We start from the raw sequence: 25,168 nt of genomic DNA, 5'->3' as shown, positions 1-25,168 counted from the left end.
ACGGGTTCATATTGCCCATCCTTCATGAACAGCGGCTCGGTAGAAAGCCGCACTCGGCTCATCTGGCGTATGACCAAGCTTGTCCCTCTGTGGTTCCAGGATGCCGACAAGGCCCTCATAGAAAGCCTGCTCGCCGGGATATGCTTCGGCACCGACCGTTAGCTCCAAATGCCTGCGGTAGACGTAGCAGATCGCATCCGCGACTTGCACCAGCGATGAGTGGTCCGATTTGATAGCGAAGGCGGTGTTGATGATCTGGTCGAGCCGGTCCGCCCCTGTACGCGGAAACCACACGGACTTTCCGCGGTTCTTGCCTCGCACCTGATAGAGGCCGTCATACCAGACATCCGCCTGATACAAACCATCAGAAAGCTGCGGCATCCCTGCCTTGTTGTCATCCATGATAACGACGGTAAGGCCCTTGCCTCCCTTGATGCCTTGCATCTTCTTTTGAACGAGGCATGCCGTGAACATTCCTCCGGCCAGCCAATAGCTGTCGCCAAAGGGATGACCATGCCCATCACCCTTGGCCTCGTCGAGGGCTTGGAAGGAAAGGCCGATACCGAAGAGCTTTCCACCGTTTGCCACTGCGAGCCGACATATGTTGGTCAGGAAGTCCTTACGCTCATGCGGCGGAATTTGGCTCCATCCGCCCTTTCCGTTGATAAAGCGTGATGTCTTGAGTTCAGTGCCGCTGCCCGGGTACCTTGCCAGCAATTCGCCCAGCTTCCGGTCGAAATCGGCCGTCTTCTTGCGCAGCTTGTAGGCGTCGACCATCAGACCACACATCACGAAGACATCGCCATCTGCGGGTGAGCCGCTTTCGTCAATGTAGATGAACTTCATTCCACGACTTCCTCAATCTGTTTCTCCGCCTCGCGGATGCGAAGCTCGCCGGACATGAGGCGGGGCAGAAGCGTGTCGCGGAGGGCGGCGAGTGTGTGCGCTTCATGAGTGCCCGCTACGATCTTTTTGGTCATTGGTCGTACGAGTTCGGAAAAAGCATCGACGACTGGCTCTGGAGGGATCGCGATGTTGTAGCGGGCCATGTCCTTCCAGTTGGAGCGCGGCATGCGCGTTCCGGATGAAGACGCGTTCGCATGCTCAACGAAGGTATCCGAAGACACCACGGTGAGAACCAGTTCGCGCCAGCGATCAGACATTGCGTCGATGACAAGAATGTCGGTGGAACAGATCCCATCTTTTGGGGCGATCCCGACCTTGTGAAAGTAGGGACGGAGCTTGCCAAATAGGATCTGACCACGGTGCATCGCCGATTTCGCGCTGCCCACCTGTCCGGCTTCGCCCCAGTCTGACAGGGCGATGGAACGCCGGGGCATGTGTTCGAGACCGATATAGGGGGTCTCAGCCTTGGTATCATCTGGCTTCACTTGCTGCCGGACATTTGATGCAATCTCAGCAAGCGTTCCGGCCTTCCACCCCTTCGGTAGCCCATCTGGGCCAAAGCTGTCGGGGAAGAGGGCGGCGGTGGCTTCGTCCAGGTGGGCGGGGGGCTGGCCGAGGGCGCGGGCGTGGACGGGGTCGAAATCCACGAACCACGACCGATAAAGCGCCCGCGCCATCTCCTCCAGCGTCGCAGACATCCACCGATTTACTCCGATCTTTTTGTCGAGGGCACCGATCATCCCACCGATTGCCCGTTGCTCATTGATCGGGGGCAGTGCGAGTTCGAGATCGCGCTGAGAGGTAAGGCTAACGTAGCCAGCCATATCGGTTTCACCAGCGCGAACAGCAAACTCGGTCTGAAACTGATAGGATCGCATGAGGGCAAACAAGTAGTCGCGATCAACGCGATTTTCGTCCAGCACTCGCCAGAAAGTCGTTTGTGGACTGCATACGAAAGGAGGCGCATCTTTGCCCACCCGCGCCACTCTACCCACCGTTCCCTTATGGGAAATCAGGATGTCCTGCGGCTGACCGATCCCCTTCCGCACACGCGACTGAGCGACATGATCAATTTTCGCCGCACTATCGAATAAGACGGACCCGTCACGCATATCGGCGGCACGTATGAACGACATGCCTTCCTCGGAGAACTCGTGTTTTCGCGGTCTATTCTCGCCGTGATTTCCGTCTTCTACCCGAATCACGCCTTCAGCCTGCCACTCTTTTATGGTTTTCCGGGCCGCCTTAAGCATTGCTAAGTTTCTCCAACCGAGCTTCGATCTCCGTCTCCAGCCGCCGCCCCTCCGCAAACTGCATACGTAACTCCGCTGTCAACCGGTCGAACTTCTCTTCGAACGGTTCGCCGTCCTTCTCCGCGGCACCGGCACCGACATATCGTCCCGGCGTCAGAACATGCCCGTGCTTCGCGATCTCCTCCAGCGACGCCGCCTTACAGAAGCCCGGCTCATCGGCGTACGCGCCCGCGTCAGGCTCACCCCGCCACGCATGGTAGGCCGTCGCAATGCGCGCGATCTCGTCCTGCGTCAGTTCCTTCTGCTTGCGGCTGCCTGCCACCAGCGATCCCATCTTGCGGGCGTCAATGAACAACACCTCGCCGCGCCGGTCGCGCAGCTTGGCGTCCTTGGCGATGCCGTTCGATTTGTCCTTGGCCAGTATCCAGATGCAGGCCGGGATCTGGGTGCCGTAGAACAGCTGCCCCGGCAGGGCGATCATGGCGTCCACCGCCTCTGCCTCGACCATGGCGCGGCGAATGTCACCCTCACCACTGGACATCGACGACATGGAGCCGTTGGCCATGACAACGCCCGCAATGCCGGTGCTGCTCAGCTTGTCATAGATATGCGCCATCCAGGCAAAGTTCGCGTTGCCCACCGGGGGCGTGCCAAACGGCGTCCACCGCCGATCCTCAGCCAAGATATCACCGGACCAGTCTGAGACGTTGAAGGGTGGATTTGCCATCACGAACTCGAATTTCTCATCCGGGAAGGCGTCTTTGAGAAGCGTGCCTTCGGGGTTCCACCGCAGACCGTCCGCACCGATGCCGCGGATGGCAAGGTTCATCTTGGCGAGGCCATATGTCGTGTGGTTCCGCTCTTGCCCATAGACGGCCAGATCGAGGCGGGAATACTTGTTCTTTTCGATGAACCGTTCGGATTGCACGATGAACGAGCCGGACCCGTGGCAAGGCTCGTACAGGCGGCCCTTGAGCGGCTCGAGCATGTCGACGATCAACTCGACGACAGGCTTGGGCGTGTGGAAGTCACCGCCACGCTTGCCCTCGTTGGATGCGAACTCGGAGATGAAGTATTCATAGACGCGACCGACCAGATCGAAATCCTTCGGCGTGCCGTCGAATTTGATGTTCGAGAACAGGTCGATCAGGCCGGTGACGACCGCAGGATCAAGCCCGGCGCGCCCGAAGACCTTGGGCAGGGCACCCTTGAGTTGCTTGTTGTCTTCCTCGATGGCGCGCATCGCATCGTCCACCATGACGCCGATCTTTGGGTCCTTGGAATGCGCAGACAGGTGCCGCCAACGTGCGGCCTCCGGCACCCAGAAGATGCCATCGGCGAGATATTCGTCAATATCCTCGGCGACTTCCGGGCCATCTTCGGCCATAAGCGCATCGTGCTTGCGACTGAAGGCCGTGGATATGTAGCGGAGGAATAGCAGCCCCAGGGCCACGTGCTTGTATTCGCCGGGGTCCATCGACCCGCGCATTTTATCCGCCGCAGCGAACAGCGTTTTTTCGATTGTCATATTACCTGCCTCGGGTGGCCGCACTTTTTGTCCAGCTCTTTGCCGGTCAGGATACTGTTATTGCAGATTGAATCAATGATGGAACATCCAATGACTGATTGCTGTTGCAAAACGGACTCGTGGGGCAAAAAGTGCTTCCCGCCCTGGCAATCAACACAATCTTCTGTCTACCGGCCGCCCCCGCGCCGGTAATACTCGGTAATACCGTTACCGGGCATTACACCCCGACCGGAGACAGACATGACGAAACACGAACCGAACCTTACAGTTGACCAGCCCGCCGATCCTGACCTGGAGCGCCGGGTGGAAGCCGCCATCCTCGAACATATGGCGCAGCACGACGGCGCGATGCCGACGATCAATGCGTTGAACGTGACGATCAAAACGTCCAACTCACGGCTCTGCCCTGCGGTGCGCGCGGTCAAGACGCGGCTGATGGCGGTTCAGACCAAACTGGCATCGATGCCGGACATTCCAGAAGCGTTGACGCTGGCGCACGAACAGGTGCTGAAGGAGATGTGGGCGAAAGCCCGTGAGTATCAGAATGAAGAGATCGTGGATCTCAAACGCAGCCAGACCGCGCGCGATGCGATGTACCGCGAAGAGGTCGGTGAGATGCAGGACGTAATCGTCTTGGTCGAGGCCGCCGAGAAGAACGCGTTAGTACGGGCGGAACAGGCAGAGATTACCCTCGAGGCAACACGTAAAGCGCTTGAGGATACACGTGCTGCTCTTATGGCTGCCGAGGCGCGTCTGGCTGAACAGGACAAGATCCTCGCCCTGTTCGCAGTCAAGGTCGCGCAGGAGCCGTCTGGTGATGAGCCGAAGACGCCAACTCGCAAAACAAAGAAATCCGGCCCAACAACCGCGAAGCCTGATGAGCCGGAAACTTTTGACCTTCCCGGCGTCAATCTCCCCGCTGACGCTGACGCTGGAGATCCTTCCTGACAACCTTGATCGGATCGGGCAGCTGGTCTTCGTGGCGGGTAGCCAGTGCCTTGTCCGCAGCCTTCGCAGGATCGTGCTTTCCGGTCTCCAGATCGAAGCCCCGCAGCGCCGCGACGGCTTCGATCGCCTGCTGTCCCTTCACGAAATCGTCCAAGATTTCCGGCCGCTCCTGACAAATCAAAACGGCGTCCGAGGTGGCACGGTGCGCTTTCATCAGATCGAGGTTCGTCGTCTCGTCAAACTTTTCAGAGAGCTTCGAGAAGTCCATATCGCGAGTCACAAAACAAGCCCCAGGAAAATCATCGTGGTTGTTCTCCAGAGGCCGGTCTTGTGCAATGGCGGCGATATCATCTGGTATGTTCCGCCCCGCCGCCTTCTCCGTCTTTTCCAGTATGGCGGCCCTTCGCCGCATCTCGGCTTCTTGATGGCGGCGCTCATCAGCCTGTTCGGCCTCTTTTTGCGTCAGGTCAGCCTCTTTCTGCCTCAGCCGAAACGCTCTCTTCGCAATGCCGACCAGGAAATCATAGGCAGGCCGGACCGCGTCGGCGAGTGTCGTCCGCTTTGCTTTATCCTTGGGTGCGGCCGGACCGAACTTCAGGCCTTCAGGCTTTTTCTCTTTTTCGGGCCGGTAATCCATCTGTCGCGTCTCAATGGCGTTCAGACCGACCTCGATGGCTCTCATCTTGGCTTCGGCGTTGTGGGACATCTCGCGACCACGGTTGATCTCTTGCTCCGCAAGGGCTGCTTTGCCTTCGGCATCACCTTCCCGAACCAGCAGGTCTACCTTTCGCTTGGCGACCTCATTCGATGCCTTGGCGCTTTCCTGAATGGCGCTGCCAGCCTTTCTGACGATATCGGCGAGGGCGCCTTCGTACGTCGCGCGTCGGGCCTTTGCGGCGTCCGCCCTCCGTGTATCCACTGCTTCCTGCGCCTTCGCGGCCTTCAGCTTGTTGTACTCGGCTGTGGAAAGCCGCGCCCGGCGCGGGCCGAACCGGAGAAGTCCAGCGTCCGAGAAGACATCACGATGCAGGTCGTTCTGCCATTCCCGCATCGCGTCGCAATAGGCGGCGTTTGCCGCCTTCTTGACGTCCTTTGCCGACTTGCCCTTGTGCGCTTCATGGAAGGCCGTTTTGGCACTCCGGCCCGGATGCAGATGGTCGACACGGCCCTTCTCAAGGTCGAGGCCATAGAGATGCACATGGACATTGCGCTCATCCCAGTGGACCACCCCCATCATCATGCGTCCGCCAAGGCTCTCCAGACGCTTGCGCTCGTGTTCCATCGCCTGGCCCATCACGCGCATGCAGTCTGACTTCAGTGCTGGGTCCGCGAGAGCATCTTCGGTCAGGACCGGCAGAGATATCACGCAGGTGTAAAGCGACGCCGCATCTGCACGGAGCTTGCGCTGGCGCTTGCTCACAGTGCCATCCTTCTCGGTGTACGGAAACGACTCCTTCTTCGAAGACGCCCTTACCTGTGCGTCGCGCAAGGACGGGAAATCATCAACCTCACCGGGGATAATCTCGGGTGGAGGGCCACCCTCCGCGACGTGCATCGATGCAAGCTCAAGGCGCTCCGCTTCGTCCAGGATTTCTTGCGCCGTCCAAGCGCGCTGGCCGTTCTTCTTCTTGGCTTGCCCGCCCGGCGCGCCCTTCGCCGAGTAGACTTCCACATGCGCGAATTGATAACCTGACATTCCGTTCTCCACTTTCATTTTGCGTTGAAGTGGAAGGGACGTAGGTAAGACCGAGGGTTCGCAAAAATGGATTGAGCGACCGCCCGGGGGGTCGGTTCAATACTCTTAGAGACCGACTATGCGTATTGCGAGACGCCCCTTCGGGGCTCAATACGCGCGGCTCTCCGAGGGCCCCTTCACGCCGGGGTGGCGGTCCTGCGCGGACGACGGCATCGTTCGCCACTTCTGCACTTCGGCGTCTCCCGACAGGCTGGGGAAGTCGTTCCGCACTCTCCCCCAAACCCCCGCTGCTCGCCGCTCCTCACGGCCAGCGATGAGAGGGCAGGCCCTCTCCTCGACCTCACCCAATCTGCGTCCCAGGAGATCCACGATCACCGGAGTTGTCGAACGGTTGGAGGCCGGGGTGCCAGGCTGCCAATGCAAATCGGGCCCTTCTTGCGAGACCCGATCAGCACCGGCCGCCAGTGGGCACCGATGGGAGAGGGGGTCACTTGACGGTCGCTGATAGACCGCAGCCCCGACATCTCAACCCAAGGAGTCTCTCCATGTTCGACACCGTGAATACTGCACAAATCCGCCCCCCGAAGGACGACACGCCATCCAATCTTGATCGCTTTGTCGACAGCCACCAAGATGCGCTTTACGACGCCGCAGCGCTTCTCGCTGGTGGTCGTGGAATTCATCTCGTTGACCGGATCGTGGACGGCATGTCTGACCAAGAGGGCCCGACCAGCCGGACAATCAGAGCGCTGCACGATCTGTTCGACATTCTGGCCCTCGAGAACGTCGACGATCTCACGCGTCCTGAGGCACATTTTTTCTTGGCAATCGACCCATCGGAGCCAATCGTCGACGATATCTGCCTTCTTACCGACGAACTGGCCACTATCATTTCTGACATGGACACCGCCGCTGAACAGCAGTCCAGCGATGGGAGGGCAGCGGCATGAGCGATGACAGCAGAATCAACGGCGACCGGCATCAGTTGCCAGCCCTCGATCGGGAGCATCTGATCTTTCTCAACTTCCAAACTGCTGGGCAGGATCGCGGTTCGTGGCCGATCGAGATTGGCACGGCCCGCGTCCAATCGGATGGATCAGTCCGGGTCCAAGGCAATCTGATCCGGCCCCACCCGTCCTGGCGGGAGGACCTGTGGTCATCTGCGCATAAACAAATCCACGACATATCTCGAGATAGGCTCAAGAGCGTGCAACCGGCCGATCTCATTGCGGCTGAATACCTCGAGTCGATCGCTGGATTGACGATTGTTTCGAATGACCCTGATCTCGATCGCTTTTGCCTCGACATGCTCGCCGATACCATCTGCGCGACCTACATCTTCGAAATCCTTGGCTTTAATGCAGCAATCGCGCCGTTTGGCTTTCCAGGGATCAAGCGTGCTCACGCTTTCCAGAAAGGGTTGCGCCCGTCGCATCGGGCGGGCAACGACGCGGCTCGCCTGGCAATGGCATGGTATGCCGCCTCCGAAGGTTACAGCTGACGTCACAAAGGACGAGGAACGGTGCGCCCACTAAGCGGGATGGATCAGCCGCCTGCATCATTCCTTTCGGTCAAGTTCGCAATCACGCGAACCTGACCAAACCGCCAGGATTTCTCCTGCCTTGGCGGTCTTGACGACATTGATGAGATCAATCGCGCGGTTCGCTTGCGTCGTCCGGCTGCGCATAAGGAGACTTCCATGAACGTTCACAATCGCACCGACACATCCCGCGCTGATATCCTCGAGGCAAATATCGAAGACGCGCGCGCCTTCTTTGATCAACATTCGCTCACGCTATGGGATCTCTGTGACTGCATCGGCGACCTCGACGCGCGGGAAGCCGTGGAAGATCTCACTGGCCTGTTCAACGAGCGAAGCCCGGCGATCGACACCATCGTCCGCGCGATCAACCAGATCGTCCTCGCGCTGGTGACGGTTCCGTTTGCTGTCGTCGAGGTCCTCGAGCGTGAAACAAGGCTGAGCGGCGGTCTCGGAAACGCGATCAAACACTATGGCCCGCGGCTCGCGGATGTGAGCACACACCTCCTGAGAGCGTCATACCGCAGCTGACGCTCAGACGAGGACCACCTGACACCTCACCAAGGATGAATTCGAACCGGAGCGTTCGAACCGCAGGGTGAGAGTGTGTGACAGTTTGTGGGACAAATATCGCAGACAAACCACTGAAAAGCTCAGGAAACCAACATTTCTTGGGTTTTTCGCTTGACAAGTGGTGCCCCCACACGGACTCGAACCGCGGACCTACTGATTACAAATCAGTTGCTCTACCAGCTGAGCTATAGGGGCACTGGGCGCTCGTTTAGTCGGATTGGCCGCGTCCTGCAAGACGGAAAATCGCCTTTGCTTTGACGTTTTACATGACACCCGTCACAGGCTAGTTTGCGCCATCTTTCAGACAGGACCCCAGAACACGATGCAGCTTGTCCTCCACACCGGCGCCCATTTCACCGAAGAGGAGCGGCTGATGAAATGCCTGCTTCGCAACAAGGGGGATTTCGCCAAGCGCGGCGTCGCGGTGCCCGGACCGGGCAAGTATCGCAAGCTGCTGCGCGAAACGCTGGCCGCGATGCAGGACACCGCCCCCTCGCCGGGGGCGCGCGAGGTTCTGCTGGATGCCATTCTTGACGACGAGCCCGCCGATCGCGTGATCCTGTCGAACGCGCATTTCTTTGGCGCGCCGCGCGCCGCGGTGCGGCAGGGGCTGATCTATACCGAAGCGCCGAAACGGCTGGCCCACATGACAAAGCTGTTTCCGCATGACCAGATCGAGCTGTTCATGGCGATCCGCAATCCGGCGACGTTTCTGCCGGCCGCCTTTGACCAGTCCCCGCGCGAGGAGATGGACGATTTCGTGGGCGGCGTCGATCCGCGCGCGATCAGGTGGTCGGACACGCTGCTGCGCATCCGCGAGGCCGTGCCCGACATCGACATCACCGTCTGGTGCAACGAGGACACGCCGCTGATCTGGGCCCAGATCATCCGCGAACTGGCGGGTCTGGAGCATGGCGAAAAGATCATCGGCGGGTTCGACCTTCTGAGCGACATCATGTCCAAGGAGGGGATGCTGCGCTTTCGCGCCTACCTCAAGGCCCATCCGGTGATGACCGAGGTGCAAAAGCGCCGGGTCATCGCCGCCTTCCTGGACAAGTTCGCGATCGAGGAAGAGATCGAGGAAGAGCTCGACATGCCGGGATGGACCGATGCCCTGGTGAACGACATGACCGAAGTCTACGACGAGGACGTGTTTGAGATACAGCGCATTCCCGGTGTGCAGGTCATCGCGCCCTGACGCGCGCTATGCCGCGCCCCGCAGCAGCCATGCGACATAGGCGCCATAGCTGAGCAGCAAGAACGCCCCTTCGCGCCGCGCGATCCGCCATCCGGTGCGCGCAAACAGCACCAAGAGCGCGGTCGCGCCAAGCATCACCCAGATATCGAGGTCGGCAATCACCTGCGGCACGGGAATGGGATGCACCAGCGCGGTCACCCCCATGATGCCCAGCACGTTGAAGATGTTGCTGCCGATCACGTTGCCCAATGCGACGTCGCTTTGCCCCCGGCGGGCGGCGACCACCGATGTCACCAGTTCGGGCATGGAGGTGCCGACCGCAACGATCGTGAGGCCGATCACCGCCTCCGACAGACCCAGCGCGGCGGCGACGGACACCGCGCCGGTGACGAGCATCCTGGCAGCCAGGATCGTCACGACCAGGCCGCCCAGCAGGGTCAGCAGGGCTGTCCAGGGGCGGGTCCTGGCCGGTGGCAGGCTGGCGGCCTCGGCCTCGTAGAGCAGGCCGGCTGCTGTTGTCGTGCGCCGCTCGACATAGACGGTCACACCCAGGTAGAGCGCCAGAGCCGCCACGAACACCGCGCCCGCGCCCTGCCCCAGCTGCCCGCCCAGCACAGCCCAGAGGCAGAGGCCAGAGGCCAGCGCCAGCACCGTGCCGTCGCGCCGGAATGCCGCCGGCGTCACCGCGATCGGCAGGACGACCGCCGCCACACCCAGGATCAGGAGGATGTTGGCGATGTTGCTGCCGACCACGTTGCCCACCGCAATACCCGGCGACCCGGCAAAGGCAGCCTGCAACGAGGTCACAAGCTCGGGCGTGGACGTGCCGAAGCCCACCAGCGTCAGCCCGATGATCATCGGCGAGATGCCGAACCTTTCGGCCAGTGACACCGCGCCGCGCACCAGCGCCTCGCCGCCCAGAACGAGGCCGATCAACCCGCCTGTCACCAATAAATAGTCCATAAATCACGCCCGTCGGGCCAGTGGGGTCCAATAAGGTTGCGCCGCTGCCCTCGGCCCAACGGAGAGTCACATGTAGATGGCCGCCGGTCCACACAAGGGCGCCGGACCAGAACCCGGAAATTTGATCCCAGCCGCGGCTCCGCGCTGCCGATCCGTGCCACGCGGGCCGCCCGCGATACGGCGCCGTGCGCCCAACCTGACCGGTGGCGCAACGACACGCGCTAGCCGCAAGACCGCCTTGGCCGAGCCCGACGTGTCGTCCTGCCGGTTGTCGAAGCGGTCAGCCCTCCGGTGACAGCAAAACGCCGACGGGCTGCCCCATCGGCGTGGTCGTGTCCGGGGTCTCAAAGGCCCGCGCGCAGACTGGCGACTCACATTCCCAGCGCTTCCTTGTACATGTCCAGCACGGCTTCTTCCTCGGCGATGTCGTCCGGCTCGCGCTTGCGCAGCGCGATCACCTTGCGCAGCACCTTGGTGTCATAGCCGCGCGACTTCGCCTCTGCCATGACCTCCTTTTGCTGCTCGGCAAGGTCCTTTTTCTCGGCGTCCAGACGCTCGATGCGCTCCACGAACTGGCGCAGCTCGTTTGCGGTGACCTTGTAGGTGGCGTCGCCCGGTGCGCTGTCGATGACGGAAGGGTCGGTGGAAAAGTCGCTCATGGCGCGCTCCTGAACTGATGTGTCGATCTGGCCCTCTGCCTAGCCGCCTCAAAGACCCTTCGCAAGCCGCCTTTGACGTGCCCCCGCGCCATCTGGTCGCATTCGCCACTTGATCGGCGGGGCCTTGCGCGCTAGTCCGAGGTTACTTTGGTTCGGCGGGGCGACTCGTCGTTAAAGGGAACGTGGTGCGGGCCGTCCGGCGCAACTCCACGACTGCCCCCGCAACTGTAAGCGCAGAGTGCGGCCGACAGATACCACTGCCCCCCATCACACCGGGTGCGGGAAGGTTCGGCCAAGCGATGACGCGCGAGTCAGGAGACCTGCCAGAGTGATCACCCGGATGGGTGCGCGGGGTGCGCATCGGTCGGCGGCATGTCCCGCATGTGGTGGCGCTTCACCGTTTGCGGGAAGGGGCCATTCCCTTTCCCCCTGCATTGCTATCAACGTCCCCGCGCGATCGCGGGCATCGCTCTGGAAAGGGCACCAGCTTGAAACACCTTCTTACCACCGCCAGCCTTATGGCCCTCGTGGCACTTCCCGCCACCGCCCAAGACAACTTTGACCTGGGCGAGATCACCGTCTTTGCCAACGAGACCCCCCGCGCCACCGACCGCACCGGGGCCACGGTCGAAATCGTCACCGAAGACGAGGTGCAGGCCTCCGGCACGGTCCAGGTCGTCGATGTGCTGACACGCTTGCCGGGCATCACCGTGGCGGGCAACGGCGGTGTCGGCGCCGCCAGCAACATCAGCCTGCGCGGACTGCCCGCGCGCTATGTGCCCGTGTACATCAACGGCATCGACGTGACCGATCCGTCCGGACCGCAGACCCAGTTCAGCTTCGGCGGGCTTCTGACCTCCGGCATCGGCCGGATCGAAGTGCTCAAGGGGTCGCAATCGGCGCTTTACGGGTCCGAGGCGATCGGCGGCGTGGTCAATATCACCACCCTGCGCCCCACCCGTCCAGGCACCGAACTGCGCCTGGGCGCGGAATACGGCAGCTACAACACCCGGTCCGCATCGCTGGCCGTGCTGACCCGCACCGACCGCGCCGATCTGGCCTTCACCTTTGCGCGCTATGTCACCGACGGCTTTTCCGCCGCGGATGAAAACGACGGCAACACCGAGGACGACGGCTTTTCCGGCACCCAGGCGACGCTGACGGCCGATATCCGCGCCACCGACCGGCTGACCCTGGGTCTTGTCCTGAGCCATCTGGACACCGAAACGGATCAGGATGGGTTCCCTCCCCCCAATTTCGTCATCGCCGACAGCGATGACCGCGAATTCGCGAAACGCTCGACGGCGCGCCTGTCGCTCGCCCATGACGGCGACCGGATCGATCACAGCTTTGCGCTGAACTATTCCAAGATCACCCGCGAATACCCGGTCGGGTTCACCAACCGCTTCGAAGGCGAGCGGCGCGAAGCCGAGTACAAGGGCGTGACCCGGATCCGCAATGTCGATCTGGCATTCGGGCTCAGCTATACCGAGGAGGAATTCGCCGCCGACACCGTGACCGGCGAATACGACATCGCGGCGGTCTTTATCGAATCGCAATACATGCTGGGGGCCAATACCGACCTGACCCTGACGCGCCGCTATGACGACCACTCCGAATTCGGCGGGTTTCAGTCGAACCGCGCGGCCATCGTTCACCGCCTGTCGGGCAACACGCGCCTGCGCGCCTCCATCGGCAACGGCTTCCGCGCGCCGTCGCTGTACGAACTGTTCGGCCCCTTCGGCGACCCGACCCTGGAGCCCGAGGAAAGCCGCAGCGCCGAGGTCGGCGTCGCGCACGACTATGCCAATGGCGCTGGGGTCAAGGCGACCCTCTTCTACACCGAGATCGAGAACCTGATCGACTTCGGGACCACCACCTATACGCAGATCCCCGGCACCAGCCGCACCCGCGGGGTCGAGCTGACCGGCGAAGTGCCGTTGAACGATCGCATCATGGCTTTTGGCGGCTATACCTATACTCGCGCCGAGGACCGCAACGGCAACCAGTTGCTGCGCGTGCCGGAGCACAACGTCGTGCTGGGCGTCGATGCGCAATGGACCGATCAGTGGAGCACGCAGCTTGCCCTCAACCATATCGCGGGCCGCGCCGACGAAGGCTTTCCGGCGATGCCGCAGGCCGATTACACGGTCGTGAACGCAACCATCGGCTATGCGATCACCGATCAGACCGATGCCTACCTGCGGATCGAGAACCTCTTTGACGAGGAATACCAGACCTCCGCAGGCTATGGCACATCCGACCGGGCGGTCTACTTCGGTGTCCGTGCGTCGTTCTGACCTCCTCGCTCTGGCGGTGCTGGCCTGGGCCGGTGCCGCCACGGCGGCCATGGCGGGCGATGCGCCCCGGCGTGTCGTCTCGGTCAATCTGTGCACCGATCAGCTTGCCTTGATGCTGGCCGCGCCGGGGCAACTCGTCTCCGTCTCGCGGCTGTCACATGACGCGGACAGCTCGGTCATGGCGCAGACCGCGCGCACCCTGCCCGCCAATGGCTCGGGCGCGGAGGAAGTCTTTCTTCTGGCGCCCGATCTGGTTCTGGCGGGCACCTTCACCGCACCCGCGACCGTGACCCTGCTGCGCAGCCTGGGATTGGACGTGGTCCAATTCACCCCCGCGCAGTCGTTGGCCGACATTCCCGACCGGATCGTGCAGATGGGCGCGCTGCTGGGGCGCGAGGACGCCGCCGCCGATTTGATCGCGCGGTTCCACGGCGATCTGGCCGCTCTGGCCGCCGCACCCGGCGCGGCCCGGCCGCGCGCCGCGCTTTATTACGTCAACGCCTATACCTCGGGCGACAAGACGCTGGCGGGCGACATCCTGCGCGCCGCCGGTTTCGCCAATGTCGCGTCAGAGGCGGGCCTGACCGCGGGCGGCACCCTGCCGCTGGAGCGGCTGGTGATGCTGGCCCCTGATGTGATCATTCAGGGCCGCGACTATCCGGGCGATGCGCGCGCCGAGGCGACGCTCGACCACCTGGCCCTCCATGCGCTGGCAGGCACCCGGATCGCCGGCCGGATCACCGATCGCGACTGGATCTGCGGCACGCCGCACGTGCTGCGCGCCATCCGGTCCCTGCGCGATCTGCGCCTGTCGCTCAAGGCCGTGCAATGAGGCTGGCGCTGGTCCTGTCACTGCTCTGCGCGGCGCTTTTCATCGGGTCGCTGGTCACGGGCGCCGTGCCGGTCACCGCCGGGCAAAGCCTGCTGGCACTGATCCGCGACGATGGCACACCGCTCAGCGTCGTGATGCGTGAAATCCGCCTGCCGCGTGCGCTGCTGGGGATGATGGTGGGCGGGTCGCTGGGCCTGGCGGGGGCCGCAATGCAGGGCTACCTGCGCAATCCGCTGGCCGAACCGGGGTTGATCGGCGTGTCGGCGGCCGCGGGGCTGGGGGCCGTGCTGGCGTTGCAGACCGGGGCGGCGCTGTGGTTCGCGCTGGCCCTGCCGACAGCGGCGCTGGCCTCCGCGCTGGTGGCGGTGGCCCTGATCCTCACGCTGGCAGGGCCGCGCGGATCCTCGCTGACGCTGATCCTCGCGGGGATCGCCATCTCGGCGCTCGCCTCGGCGCTGACTTCGCTGGTGCTGAACCTGTCGCCCAACCCCTTTGCCGCCGCCGATATCGTGTTCTGGATGTTGGGGTCGCTGGCCGACCGGTCGCTGTCGCATGTCTGGATCGCCCTGCCGTTCATGGTCGTGGGCTGGGCGCTGCTGGGCGCGCTGGGGCGCGGCCTCGATGCGCTGACGCTGGGCGAGGACGCGGCGCAGGCGATGGGCGTGGCGCTGCCGCGGGTGCGTCTGGCGTTGGTGGTGGGCACGGCGGCCAGCGTCGGCGCGGCCACGGCGGTGGCGGGGGCCATCGGATTTGTCGGCCTGGTCGTGCCGCATGTGCTGCGCCCCTTCGTCGGCGGGCGGCCCTCGCGGCTTTTGTGGGCGTCGGCGCTCGGGGGGGCGGCGATGGTGCTGGCCGCTGACATCGCGGTGCGCGTCCTGCTGCCGGAGCGTGACCTGAAGCTGGGCGTGCTGATGGCGCTGGTGGGCGCGCCGCTGTTCTTGCACCTGATCTACAAGACGCGGGGCGAGATGCGATGACCCGCCTGACCCTCGACAAGCTGACCGTTCTGCGCGGCGCCTGCCCGGTGATCGACGCGGTGACGCTGGCGGTCGGGCCCGGCGAATGCGTCGGGCTGATCGGTCCAAATGGCGCGGGCAAGACCACCTTGATGCGCGGGGCACTGGGGCTGCTGCCGCATCGCGGACATTCGTCGCTGGCCGCCCTGCCCGAGCGCGCCCGCGCACAGGCTTGCGCCTGGATGCCCCAGACCCGCGAAATCGCCTGGCCGGTGAGCGTCGAGACCCTGATCGCACTGGGGCGCATCCCGCATCTGCCACGCGGCGCGCGGCTGCGCGACACGGACCGGCGCGCCGTGGACGCGGCGATCGCCCACATGGGGCTCGACGGGCTTCGCACCCGCACCGCGACGCAGCTTTCGGGTGGCGAACAGGCGCGGGTGCTGATCGCGCGCGCGCTGGCGCAGGACACGCCGCTGCTGATGGCGGACGAACCCATCGCGGGTCTGGACCCGGCGGGCCAGATCGCCACGATGCAGATCTTTGCGGGCCTGGCGCGCGGCGGGCGGTCGGTCATCGCCTCGCTGCACGATCTGGGCCTGGCCGCGCGGCACTGCACCCGGCTTGTGCTGCTGGGGGCCGGGCGGCTGGTGGCCGATGGTCCGCCCGCGGAGGTCCTGACCCAGGCCAACCTGCGCCAGGTCTTTGGCGTCTCGGCCTTTTTCGAACAGACCGCGCAGGGCCCGGTGTTTCAACCCCTGGACATCCTGCGGGAGGACGGCTGATGGCCTACCCCCCCGAACGCATCGTCTGCCTGACCGAGGAAACCGTCGAAACCCTGTATCTGCTGGGCCAGCAAGACCGCATCGTCGGTGTGACGGGCTATGCCGTCAGGCCCCCGCAAGTGCGCCGCGACAAGCCGCGCGTCGGCGCCTTCACCAGCGCCGACGTGCCCAAGATCGTGGCGCTCAAGCCCGATCTGGTGCTGACCTTTTCCGACCTGCAGGCCGATATCGCCGCGGACCTCATCCGGCAGGGCATCGCGGTGCATGGCTTCAACCAACGCTCCGTGGCGGGAATTCTCGACATGATCCGCACCCTGGGCGCGCTGACCCACTGCGCCGCGCAGGCCACGGCGCTGGCGGCGCGGTATGACGCACGCCTGAACCGGCTGCGCAACAGCACATGGCCGCGCCGCCCGGCCGTGTATTTCGAAGAATGGGACGATCCGCCCATCGCCGGCATCGGGTGGGTCAGCGAGTTGATCGAGATCGCGGGCGGGCGCGACGTCTTTGCCCATCTGCGCGGCGCGCAGGGTGCACGGGCCCGCATCCTCGACCCCGGCCTTGTGATCGACGCCGCGCCGGATGTGATCCTCGCCTCGTGGTGCGGCAAGAAGGTGCGGCCCGAAAAGATCGCCGCCCGCCCCGGTTGGGGTGCGATCCCCGCCGTTGCGGGCGGGCACATCCACGAGATAAAATCGCCCCTGATCCTGCAACCCGGCCCGGCGGCGCTCAGCGATGGGCTCGACGCCATCCTGCGCGCGCTCTGGGGTCCAGAGGAGGTATTCCCATGATCCTGCCCGCCGATCTGATCGCTTTTCTGGAGCGCGGCGGCCCGACGCTTTGGGTCATCGCGGCGCTGTCGGTGCTGACGCTTGCGCTGGTGATGTGGAAGCTGTGGCGGCTGGCGATGATGGGCGCGTGGTCGGGCGCGGCGACGCATGCCGCGCTGGCCGCGTGGGAGGCGGGACAGGCCGAGGAGGCCGCGGCGCGCGTGGCGGGCCGCCGGTCGCTGCGCGCGCGGCTGGTGCGCGTGGCGATGGCCGCGCGCCGCGATCCGTCGCTCAGCGAACCGCAGGCGCGCGAGGAAACCCAGCGTCACGCCCGCGCCGATCTGGCCGAGGCGCGGCGGGGTCTGCGCGCGCTGGAACTCATATCGACCATCGCGCCGCTGCTGGGGTTGCTTGGCACCGTGCTGGGCATGATCGGCGCGTTCCAGGCCCTGCAGGAGGCCGGCAGCCGCGCCGATCCCGCGGCCCTTGCGGGCGGCATCTGGGAGGCGTTGCTGACCACAGCCGCCGGCATGGCCGTGGCGATCCCGGCGGGCGTGGCGCTGGCCTGGTTCGAAAGCCTCTGCGACCGGCTTCAGGCCGACATGGAGGACGCGGCGACCCGCGTCTTCACCCGCGGCCCATTGCAGGGGCGGCGCGACTGATGTTCCGGTTCGCCCCGCCCCGCCCGCGCCGCGGCCCCAGCCTCACGCCGATGATCGACGTGGTGTTTCTGCTTTTGGTGTTCTTCATGCTGGTTGCACGCTTCGGGCAGGATTTCACCCTGCCGCTGACCACCGCGGGGGTCGGCGCGCCCTATGCCGGGCCACCCCGGCTGGTCGATGTGACGCCCGCCGGTGTCAGGCTGAACGGCGGCGCGATCGACCTGCCGGGCCTGGCCGCCGCACTCGATCCGTTGATGCGGGACCCCTCCGACACCGTCATCCTGCGCCCGCTTGAGGGGGCCGACGTGCAACGGCTGGTCACCGTCATCGATACGCTGCGCGCCGCGGGCCTTGAACGGCTTGTCCTCGTGGAGGGGCAATGATGCAGATCGGCCCGCCGCGCCCACGCCGTCGCCGGACCGAGAACATCGTACCGATGATCAATGTCGTGTTCCTGCTGCTGATCTTTTTCCTGATGAGCGCCCAGATCGCCCCGCCGGAGCCGTTCGACGTGACCCCGCCGGGCAGCGATGCGGCGGGCGACGCGCCGGGGCGCGATGTTCTGTACGTGGCCGCCGATGGCGAACTGTCCTACGGCGGTCTGACGGGCGACGCGGCGATCTCGTCCATTGCCGCGCGGGATGCGACCGGGCCGCTTGACCTGCGCGCGGATGCGGCCCTGCCCGCCACGGTGCTGGCCGCGCTCTTGCCGAAACTGGCGGCGGCGGGTGTCACCGCCACCCGCCTCGTGACCGGAGATCGCTGATGCGCGTGATCGAGGCAGCCCTTTTCCTGAGCCTCGCGACCGGCGTGCACCTGGGCCTTTGGGCGGCCAGCCCGCAGCCGCAGGGCGCGACCGCCGCAGGCGATCAGGGCACCGACAGGATCAGCGTCAGCGCGGCCAGCGCAAGCCAGGCCGCACTCGTCAATGGCTGGACCCGCCCGCCGGATGTGGCCCCGGTCCCCCTGCCCGTGGCGCAGGCCCCGGCCCCGCACCAGGCTGCGCCGCCGCCTGCCCCGGTCGGCGACACGCCCGCGCGCCTGCGGCCGATGCCCGCCATCGCGGCCCCGACCGCGCCGTCCCTGCCGCGCATCGACACCGCAACCGCCGCGCCCAGACCGGCCCCGACCGAGGTCGCCCGCCCCAGGCCACGACCCGACAGGCAGACCGCGACGGCGGCCAAGACGCCCGCACCGTCACAGGCCGCCGCAGCACACCGAACCGCCCGCGGCAAGGCCCGCTCGGAGGTTTCGGGCAGCGGCGGCAACAATGCCTCGCAGGCGCTGAGCCCGGCGCAGACGAATGCGCTGCGCGCGACCTGGGGCGCGGACATCTATGCACGGGTGCGCCGCAACATGACCTATCCGCGCGGCAGCCGCGACAGCGGCACGACCAGGCTGGCACTGACCGTGGCGCGCAACGGACGGCTTGAGGGCGCGCAGGTGGTCGCCAGTTCGGGCAGCGCCGCCCTGGATCGCGCCGCGCTCAGGGCCGTCACACAGGCGGGCCGCTTCGCCGGTGCACCCGCCGGGCTGACGCAGGCCAGCTATTCCTTCAGCCTCGCGCTGACCTTCACGCGCTAGACGCCTTCGGGGCTTGTCAATCGCCGCGCGATTGGCTAGCGCGTGAGGCATGGATAACACTGTCTCCCTCTCCGCCTTCGACCTGATGATCTGGGGCGGGGCCGCCGTGTCGGTCGTGGGCCTTCTGGGTCTCGTCTGGTGCATCCTGCGGGTCATGCGCGCCCGCCGCGCCGCCCTGCCCGAAGACCAGATGCGCGCCGTTCTGCAAGCCGTGCTGCCGCTGAACCTCGGCGCGCTGTTCTTGTCGGTGATCGGGCTGATGATGGTGGTTGTGGGCATCCTGCTGGGCTAGACGCACCTGGCGCGCGCCCCTTGCACCGCACCGGCCCCTCGGGTCATAAGCCGCACAGACTTGGGGCCGGATGCCCGGCATCATCAGAAGGGACAAGCCAGACAATGGATATCGCGTGGATTTGGGGGCTCGTCGGCGGCGGTCTGATCGGGCTTGCGGGGGCCGTCTACCTGCTGGGTAACGGGCGCATCATGGGCGCCAGCGGCATCATCGGCGGCCTGGTCGACACCAGCGGGCGCGACACGGCCGCCGAGCGGTTGGCGTTTCTGGCGGCCCTGATCGCGGTGCCCGCCGCGCTGCACTACCTTGGCGGGGCGCGGGTCGATACCGGGGTGACGGGCGACATCTGGCTGATCGTGCCGGCCGGCGTGCTGGTGGGGCTGGGCACGCGCATCGGCAACGGGTGTACGTCCGGGCACGGCGTGTGCGGCATCAGCCGGCTCAGCCCGCGCGGCATCGTCGCGACGCTGGTCTACATCGGTGCCGGCGTTCTGACCGTGGCGGCGGTGCGCGCGCTGCTGGGAGCACTGTGATGCGGCGCGTCATCGCCTTGATCGCAGGCGGGCTGTTCGGCGCGGGCCTGCATCTGTCGGGCATGACCGACACGACCCGCGTTCTGGGGTTTCTCGACATCTTCGGCGACTGGGATCCGACGCTCATGTTCGTGATGGGCGGGGCCATTCTGCCGATGGCGTTGGCCTGGCGGCTCACGATCGGGCGCGCACCGGCCACCGGCGGGTCCTTTCCGACGCGGCCCGATCCGCGGCTCGATCCCGCGCTGTTGGCGGGTGGTCTGCTGTTCGGGATCGGCTGGGGCCTGGTGGGTCTGTGCCCCGGCCCGGCCATCGCCTCGCTCAGCTATGGTCAGACTGGCGGGATCGTGTTTTTCGTCTCGATGCTGGCTGGCATGATCGCGGCCCCGCCGCTGCGCGCCCGTCTGGACAGTGCCGCGCGCAGGGCGTAATCAGAGCGCATGGATATCCGTCAGATCACCCCCCGCTTTTTCGCCGCACCGCAGATCGATCCGGGCGACATGCCCGCCCTGGCCACGGCGGGCTTTACCCTGATCCTGTGCAATCGCCCCGATGCCGAGGTGCCGCCCAGCCATCAGGCCGCCGCCATCAAGGCCGCGGCAGAAGCGGCTGGTATCGCCTTCGCGCAACAGCCCCTGACCCACCAGACGATGACCCCCGACGTGATCGCGCACAACCGCGCGCTGGCAGAGGCGGCGAACGGCAAGGTGCTGGCCTATTGCGCCTCGGGCACCCGGTCGACCATCGCCTGGGCCCTGGGCGAAGCAGGGTCGCGGCCGGTGGACGACATCATCGCCGCCGCCCGCGCGGGCGGCTACGACCTGGAAAACCTGCGCCCCACGCTGGAGGCCGCATCCGCCCGCTAGGCGATGTTGATCTTGGGCAGATCGTCCAGGCTGGGCAGATCGTCCAACTCAGGTAGATCGGACATGTCGGGCATGATGTCGTCGGTGGCCGGCAGTTCGGGCAGGTCCGGAAGATCAAGATCGGGAATACCGGAAAGATCGAGCGCCGTTTCGAGGTCTTCGGCGGGGCCTGCGGCCAATCCGGAGGATTGCGGCAGGCGACGGCCGGCCACGGTGGCGGTGGCGGTGGCGGGTGCCGCCCCCTGGCCCAGATCCGGCAGATCCATGCCCCCCGCGCCCTGCGCCGCCCCGCGCCGCGCCGCGCCCGACAGCCCGACCAACCGAACGGCGCGCTTGCCATCGACCTGCCCCAGAACCCCGGCAGACAGCACCCGCCCCCTGGATGTGGTCACGCAGGTCTGGGCAAAGGCGTCGGCAGGCAGGTCGAGCAGGTCACCCGGGGCCAGCCGCCCCAATTTTCCCACCGTCAGCCGGATCCGGCACAGCGCGGCGGTAAGGTCGGTCGGCAGTTGCATCGCCACCTTCGACATCGCGGCGCGCGACCGGGGCTGCTCGCCGGACCGGGCGGGGCCGCGATCTTGATCGCCCGGTGCTGCGGCTGTTCCCGTCGGGGCCAGGTCGTGCGGGTCAAGCACCGGGAGGATCAGGGTCAGCATGCCCTGCCGCGCGCCCGCCGCCACATCCAGCGTCAGCCGAACCACCTCGTAATTCTGCGCCTCAAGCGCCATGAGCAACAGGCGTTCCCCCTCGGCGCGGCTGCCGAAACGGTATTCGCCCAGCAGGGCCCGGTCCGTCGCCGTTTCCAGCAAGGGCGCCGCCCGCGAAAACAGGGCGTCGATCAGGGGCGCCACGAGCGCCGCGTCGGTGGCCGTCATCGCGCGCGGCTGATCCACCGCGGTGTCGGGCGTCACGCGGCCCGTCGTCTGCTGCTGGATCAGCGCCCCCACCACCGTCGGGGCCAGCAGTGCCGCCCCGACGCGCCGGTCGGGGCCATCAAGCAACAGCAAAAGCGCGCCTGCGTCGATTTCCTGTTCCAGCCCCTCGGCGGCACAGCGTCTGGTGGTCGCCCCGATGACCGACAATGCCATGTCGAACAGGCTGTCGGCCGATTTCGCCATCGCCACGCGCAGCGCCTTGGGCACCGACATCGCCCGCGCCTGATGGGTCTGGCGCCCGGCCTGCGCCTTGCGCCGCAACGGCGCGTTGTCGTGTGACGTGCCCATCCTGTGCCGAAATCCTCGCCGCCCGTGGTCCTGACCCGCAGGCATAGCGGTCATTGGTTACCAACGTCTTTAGATCGGCGCCAAGACGCGTATCGCGCCCGCACCGGTCCCGCGCGCTATTGCGCCGCAAGCGATTGCGCCTGCGGCAGGATCACCCGAAAGGCCGTCCCGCCGGTGCCGGTGCGGTACACCACGTCGCCGCCCAGCCGGTGCATGATCTCGCGGCAGATCGCGAGGCCAAGCCCCGCGCCCTTGTTGTCCTGCAGGCCGAGACGGCTGAACTTTTCGAACATCACCTGCCGCGCCTGCGCCGGTATCCCGCTGCCGTTGTCGATGAAATCGACGACCACCGCACCGCCGTCGCGTGCGACGTCGATGGTCAGCGCGGGCGCATCCGCCGCGCAGTATTTCTGCGCGTTGGTGATCAGGTTGATGAAAACCTGGCTCAGCCGGTCCAGATCGGTCTGCAGCATGACCGCCTCGTTGCCGCGACTGCGCCGGATCGCGATGCGGCCATCCGTGCTGGCCTGCGCGGTGGTGATCGCATGATCCAGCACATCCGACAGCGCGCCGCTCTGCCGGTTCAGGGTGACCTGGCCGTTTTCCAGCACGCTGAGGTCCAGAAGATCGTCCAGCAGCCGGGTCAGGCGGATCGTCTCCACATGGATGATCGACGCATATTTGGTCTTTTCCTCCGGGTGCAGCCCTTCGGTATCGCGCAGGATTTCCGAAAATGCCCGGATGGACGTCATCGGCGTGCGCAACTCGTGGCTGATCTGGCTGAGGAACGCATCCTTTTGCAGCGACAGTTCGGTCAGCTTCTCGTTCGCTTCGCGCAGTTGCGCGGCGGTCTGGCTCAACTCGCGCGATTTCGCCTCGAGCTGGCTGGAGTATTCCAGCATCTGCGCGGATTCGTCGGCCACCGCCATCAGATCCTGCACCGACACCGACGTGCCGCCGACGATCTGGCCGATCATCGCATGCGCCGTGGCCGCCCCGACAGAGCCCGCCAGTTCACGCTCCAGCCCCTGCACGAACTTGGGCGTGGGTTCTGGCAGATGCCCCGACAGCCCCTGGCGCCGCGCCTCCGACTGGAACAGGCTCTGCGCCTCGGCCGCGCCCAGGATGCGCTGCGCCATGATCATCAGGTCCTCGCTTTCGGCGACACTGGCGTTCCAGCCGCGGGCCTGGCCCGAGTGATCGAATATGTTGACGAATTGCGCGCCCTGCAACCGTTCCAGCGGGCGCGGAAAGGTGACCAGCGACACCACGACGAACGACAGTGAATTGAGCGCAAGGCTCCAGAGCACGGCATGCACCGTGGGGTCGAGCCCCTCGACCCCGAAGAGCGCCTGCGGGCGCAGCCACGAAATGCCCCAGGGGCCCGCGTCGATCACCCCGGCGGGCAGGATCGCCCCCGCGCCGAACCCGGGCAGCAGCATGGTATAGACCCACAGGCCAAAGCCCGTGCCCAACCCCACCAGCGCCCCCATCCGCGTAGCGCCGCGCCAGAAAATTCCGCCCAGCGTCACGGGCAGGAACTGCGCCACACCGGCGAATGAAATCAGGCCGATCGCCGCCAGCGCGCCCGACCCGCCGGAGGCGCGGTAATAGACGTACCCCAGCGCGATGATGACCAGGATCGACACCCGGCGCGCAAATATGACCACGTCGCGCACATCGCCCGACTGCGTCGCCCCGCCGGTGCGCAGCGTCAGCCAGATCGGCATGACGACGTGGTTCGACACCATCGTCGACAGCGCCAGCGTGGCCACGATCACCATCGACGTGGCCGATGAAAACCCGCCCAGGAACGACAGCGTCGCCAGCCCGTCGCGCCCCTGGCTGAGCGGCAGCGACAGCACGAAGAGGTCGGGATTGGACCCCGGCGGCAACAGGTCGAGCCCGACGACGGCAATCGGCACCACGAACAGGCTCATGAGCATGAGGTAGAGCGGAAAGGCCCAACTTGCGATCTGAAGGTGCCGTTCGTCGTCGTTTTCGACCACCATCACCTGGAACATGCGCGGCAGGCACAAGAATGCCGCCGCCGACAACACCGTCAGCGCGGCCCAGCGGCTGCCCTGCATCTGCCATGTGCCGATGGGCGAGGCGTCGATCCGCGCGAGCGTCTGCGGCAGGCCGCCCGCGACCCCCCAGACCACAAAGATACCCACGGCCAGCAAGGCCACCAGCTTGACCACGGCCTCGACCGCGACGGCGATGACGACGCCGTGGTGACGTTCATTGGCGTTGAGGTTGCGGGTGCCGAACAGAACCGTGAAAAGCGCCAGCCCCGCCGCGACCCACAGCGCCGAGGACGCGCTGTCGATCCGTGTCGCGGCCCCTTCGGCGCTTGCGAAGATCGACAGCGACAGGGTCACGGATTGCAGTTGCAGCGCGATGTAGGGGGTGACGCCGATCACCGCCATCAGCGTCACGACGATGGCCAGCGTGTTCGACTTGCCATAGCGCGAGGAGATCAGGTCGGCGATCGAGGTGACCTTGTGACTGCGCCCGATCCGCACCAGGCGGCGCAGCACCCACCACCATCCGATCATCACGAGGCTGGGGCCGAGGTAGATGGTGACATATTCCAGCCCCGACCGCGCGGCATAGCCGACGGCGCCGTAAAACGTCCAGGCGGTGCAATAGATCGACAGCGACAGCGTATAGACCAAGGGCGAGCGCAGCAGCCAGCCCGCGCGCCCGCGAATGCCCGCGCGTTCGGCCGCGAACGCCACGCCGAACAGGAACGCCACATAGATCAGGCACACCGCGATCAGGGTGTTGAGCGATGCCATCAGCCCTGTCCCGACGGCGCGGTATCGGGCGGGATGCGCCGCGCGCGCGACCACAGCAGCAGGCACAGCACGATCAACCCGGCCCAGACACCGAAGATATAGGTCAGCGCGGCACTCATCGACACGGGTGTGGCGGCGCCGTCCTGCACCGGGGGCAGCGGATCGGCCACCGGCCAGAGCAGCGGCACCATCCAAAGCGCCAGCCCCAGGACCGGCAAAAGCCGCACCGCATCCATGACCCTGCGCACGCGATAACTGCGGCGCTCAAGAAAAAGGGGGGTTCCGGGCTGGGGCATC

Annotated in this window: 27 protein-coding genes, 1 tRNA gene and 1 riboswitch; of the genes, 18 read left to right on the top strand and 10 right to left on the bottom strand. The window is 65.5% G+C overall.

The annotated features are described in order from the left end of the window. Positions 1-6: 6 nt before the first annotated feature. The 3 genes from FDT80_RS00475 to FDT80_RS00465 are packed head-to-tail and all read right to left on the bottom strand — an operon-like array spanning position 7 to position 3,687. The gene (locus FDT80_RS00475) at positions 7-846 is read right to left on the bottom strand and encodes a DUF3800 domain-containing protein (RefSeq protein ID WP_138660288.1); all 840 of its coding nucleotides are present in this window, start codon (positions 844-846) and stop codon (positions 7-9) included. Further along, positions 843-2,159 carry a restriction endonuclease subunit S gene (locus FDT80_RS00470; protein WP_138660287.1) on the bottom strand — a complete coding sequence of 439 codons (1,317 nt, stop codon included), beginning with the start codon at positions 2,157-2,159 and terminating at the stop codon, positions 843-845. Before FDT80_RS00470 ends, FDT80_RS00475 begins: the two co-directional genes overlap by 4 nt. Beyond that, positions 2,152-3,687 carry a type I restriction-modification system subunit M gene (locus FDT80_RS00465; protein WP_138660286.1) on the bottom strand — a complete coding sequence of 512 codons (1,536 nt, stop codon included), beginning with the start codon at positions 3,685-3,687 and terminating at the stop codon, positions 2,152-2,154. Before FDT80_RS00465 ends, FDT80_RS00470 begins: the two co-directional genes overlap by 8 nt. A 240-nt stretch (positions 3,688-3,927) precedes the next feature. On the opposite strand from FDT80_RS00465, the gene FDT80_RS00460 reads away from it, so the two are divergent. After that, a complete protein-coding gene (locus tag FDT80_RS00460; RefSeq protein WP_138660285.1) occupies positions 3,928-4,635 on the top strand; it encodes a hypothetical protein in 708 nt (235 codons plus the stop codon). On the opposite strand, the gene FDT80_RS00455 is transcribed toward FDT80_RS00460, so the two are convergent. Further along, entirely contained in the window at positions 4,595-6,331 is a 1,737-nt protein-coding gene (locus FDT80_RS00455) for a plasmid recombination protein (protein ID WP_170311752.1), read from the bottom strand. The two genes, FDT80_RS00460 and FDT80_RS00455, sit on opposite strands and share 41 nt — an antisense overlap. A 545-nt stretch (positions 6,332-6,876) precedes the next feature. Here FDT80_RS00455 and FDT80_RS00450 point away from each other — a divergent pair. The 3 genes from FDT80_RS00450 (at position 6,877) to FDT80_RS00440 (ending at position 8,402) form a co-directional block, all read left to right on the top strand. Further along, entirely contained in the window at positions 6,877-7,281 is a 405-nt protein-coding gene (locus tag FDT80_RS00450; protein ID WP_138660283.1) for a hypothetical protein, read from the top strand. Then, the gene (locus FDT80_RS00445) at positions 7,278-7,832 is read left to right on the top strand and encodes a hypothetical protein (RefSeq protein ID WP_138660282.1); all 555 of its coding nucleotides are present in this window, start codon (positions 7,278-7,280) and stop codon (positions 7,830-7,832) included. Before FDT80_RS00450 ends, FDT80_RS00445 begins: the two co-directional genes overlap by 4 nt. 198 nt (positions 7,833-8,030) lie before the next feature. After that, positions 8,031-8,402: a hypothetical protein gene (locus FDT80_RS00440; protein ID WP_138660281.1), complete on the top strand. Its 372-nt coding sequence runs from the start codon at positions 8,031-8,033 to the stop codon at positions 8,400-8,402. Between the two features lie 161 nt (positions 8,403-8,563). Here FDT80_RS00440 and FDT80_RS00435 read toward each other — a convergent pair. Continuing rightward, positions 8,564-8,639, bottom strand: a tRNA-Thr gene (locus FDT80_RS00435). A 127-nt stretch (positions 8,640-8,766) separates the two neighbouring features. Between FDT80_RS00435 and FDT80_RS00430 the strand changes: the two genes are divergently transcribed. Next, positions 8,767-9,642 carry a hypothetical protein gene (locus tag FDT80_RS00430; protein WP_138660280.1) on the top strand — a complete coding sequence of 292 codons (876 nt, stop codon included), beginning with the start codon at positions 8,767-8,769 and terminating at the stop codon, positions 9,640-9,642. Positions 9,643-9,648: 6 nt separating this feature from the next. On the opposite strand, the gene FDT80_RS00425 is transcribed toward FDT80_RS00430, so the two are convergent. Both FDT80_RS00425 and FDT80_RS00420 read right to left on the bottom strand, forming a co-directional pair. Then, positions 9,649-10,605 carry a calcium/sodium antiporter gene (locus tag FDT80_RS00425; protein ID WP_138660279.1) on the bottom strand — a complete coding sequence of 319 codons (957 nt, stop codon included), beginning with the start codon at positions 10,603-10,605 and terminating at the stop codon, positions 9,649-9,651. A gap of 371 nt (positions 10,606-10,976) precedes the next feature. After that, positions 10,977-11,264, bottom strand: a complete 288-nt coding sequence (locus tag FDT80_RS00420) for a DUF2312 domain-containing protein (RefSeq protein WP_138660278.1) — start codon at positions 11,262-11,264, stop codon at positions 10,977-10,979. A 131-nt stretch (positions 11,265-11,395) separates the two neighbouring features. Beyond that, positions 11,396-11,606: riboswitch (cobalamin riboswitch) on the top strand. Between the two features lie 146 nt (positions 11,607-11,752). Between FDT80_RS00420 and FDT80_RS00415 the strand changes: the two genes are divergently transcribed. The 13 genes from FDT80_RS00415 (at position 11,753) to FDT80_RS00355 (ending at position 20,844) form a co-directional block, all read left to right on the top strand. Next, positions 11,753-13,564, top strand: a complete 1,812-nt coding sequence (locus FDT80_RS00415; RefSeq protein WP_138660277.1) for a TonB-dependent receptor plug domain-containing protein — start codon at positions 11,753-11,755, stop codon at positions 13,562-13,564. Further along, positions 13,551-14,396: an ABC transporter substrate-binding protein gene (locus FDT80_RS00410; protein ID WP_246039771.1), complete on the top strand. Its 846-nt coding sequence runs from the start codon at positions 13,551-13,553 to the stop codon at positions 14,394-14,396. The genes FDT80_RS00415 and FDT80_RS00410 overlap by 14 nt, the downstream gene beginning before the upstream one ends. Then, positions 14,393-15,373 (top strand): FecCD family ABC transporter permease, encoded by a 981-nt coding sequence (locus tag FDT80_RS00405; RefSeq protein WP_138660275.1) that lies wholly within the window; start codon positions 14,393-14,395, stop codon positions 15,371-15,373. The genes FDT80_RS00410 and FDT80_RS00405 overlap by 4 nt, the downstream gene beginning before the upstream one ends. Next, positions 15,370-16,137: an ABC transporter ATP-binding protein gene (locus FDT80_RS00400; protein WP_138660274.1), complete on the top strand. Its 768-nt coding sequence runs from the start codon at positions 15,370-15,372 to the stop codon at positions 16,135-16,137. The genes FDT80_RS00405 and FDT80_RS00400 overlap by 4 nt, the downstream gene beginning before the upstream one ends. After that, on the top strand, positions 16,137-16,928 hold the full coding sequence (locus tag FDT80_RS00395) for a cobalamin-binding protein (protein WP_170311751.1): 792 nt from the start codon (positions 16,137-16,139) through the stop codon (positions 16,926-16,928). The genes FDT80_RS00400 and FDT80_RS00395 overlap by 1 nt, the downstream gene beginning before the upstream one ends. After that, on the top strand, positions 16,925-17,569 hold the full coding sequence (locus tag FDT80_RS00390; RefSeq protein WP_138660273.1) for a MotA/TolQ/ExbB proton channel family protein: 645 nt from the start codon (positions 16,925-16,927) through the stop codon (positions 17,567-17,569). Before FDT80_RS00395 ends, FDT80_RS00390 begins: the two co-directional genes overlap by 4 nt. After that, positions 17,569-17,952, top strand: coding sequence for an ExbD/TolR family protein (locus FDT80_RS00385; RefSeq protein WP_138660272.1), 384 nt, complete (start codon positions 17,569-17,571; stop codon positions 17,950-17,952). Before FDT80_RS00390 ends, FDT80_RS00385 begins: the two co-directional genes overlap by 1 nt. Further along, positions 17,949-18,335 (top strand): ExbD/TolR family protein, encoded by a 387-nt coding sequence (locus tag FDT80_RS00380; protein ID WP_342777624.1) that lies wholly within the window; start codon positions 17,949-17,951, stop codon positions 18,333-18,335. Before FDT80_RS00385 ends, FDT80_RS00380 begins: the two co-directional genes overlap by 4 nt. Beyond that, positions 18,335-19,153, top strand: coding sequence for a TonB family protein (locus tag FDT80_RS00375; protein ID WP_138660271.1), 819 nt, complete (start codon positions 18,335-18,337; stop codon positions 19,151-19,153). The genes FDT80_RS00380 and FDT80_RS00375 overlap by 1 nt, the downstream gene beginning before the upstream one ends. A gap of 49 nt (positions 19,154-19,202) precedes the next feature. Beyond that, positions 19,203-19,445, top strand: a complete 243-nt coding sequence (locus tag FDT80_RS00370; RefSeq protein WP_138660270.1) for a hypothetical protein — start codon at positions 19,203-19,205, stop codon at positions 19,443-19,445. Between the two features lie 104 nt (positions 19,446-19,549). Beyond that, positions 19,550-19,978: a YeeE/YedE family protein gene (locus FDT80_RS00365; protein ID WP_138660269.1), complete on the top strand. Its 429-nt coding sequence runs from the start codon at positions 19,550-19,552 to the stop codon at positions 19,976-19,978. Then, the gene (locus FDT80_RS00360) at positions 19,978-20,409 is read left to right on the top strand and encodes a DUF6691 family protein (protein ID WP_138660268.1); all 432 of its coding nucleotides are present in this window, start codon (positions 19,978-19,980) and stop codon (positions 20,407-20,409) included. The genes FDT80_RS00365 and FDT80_RS00360 overlap by 1 nt, the downstream gene beginning before the upstream one ends. Before the next feature lie 9 nt (positions 20,410-20,418). Continuing rightward, positions 20,419-20,844: a protein tyrosine phosphatase family protein gene (locus FDT80_RS00355; protein WP_138660267.1), complete on the top strand. Its 426-nt coding sequence runs from the start codon at positions 20,419-20,421 to the stop codon at positions 20,842-20,844. On the opposite strand, the gene FDT80_RS00350 is transcribed toward FDT80_RS00355, so the two are convergent. The 3 genes from FDT80_RS00350 to FDT80_RS00340 form a co-directional block, all read right to left on the bottom strand. Beyond that, entirely contained in the window at positions 20,841-22,067 is a 1,227-nt protein-coding gene (locus tag FDT80_RS00350) for a FliM/FliN family flagellar motor switch protein (protein WP_170311750.1), read from the bottom strand. The two genes, FDT80_RS00355 and FDT80_RS00350, sit on opposite strands and share 4 nt — an antisense overlap. Before the next feature lie 116 nt (positions 22,068-22,183). Continuing rightward, complete coding sequence (locus tag FDT80_RS00345) at positions 22,184-24,871, bottom strand: ATP-binding protein (RefSeq protein WP_138660265.1); 2,688 nt, start codon at positions 24,869-24,871, stop codon at positions 22,184-22,186. Further along, positions 24,871-25,167, bottom strand: coding sequence for a hypothetical protein (locus FDT80_RS00340; protein ID WP_138660264.1), 297 nt, complete (start codon positions 25,165-25,167; stop codon positions 24,871-24,873). The genes FDT80_RS00345 and FDT80_RS00340 overlap by 1 nt, the downstream gene beginning before the upstream one ends. Position 25,168: the final 1 nt, after the last annotated feature.

The organism is Sulfitobacter sabulilitoris (assembly GCF_005887615.1).
Lineage (GTDB): Bacteria > Pseudomonadota > Alphaproteobacteria > Rhodobacterales > Rhodobacteraceae > Sulfitobacter_E > Sulfitobacter_E sabulilitoris.
Note: the sequence above shows the minus strand (reverse complement) of the source record. Positions and strands in the feature narration are given on the sequence as shown.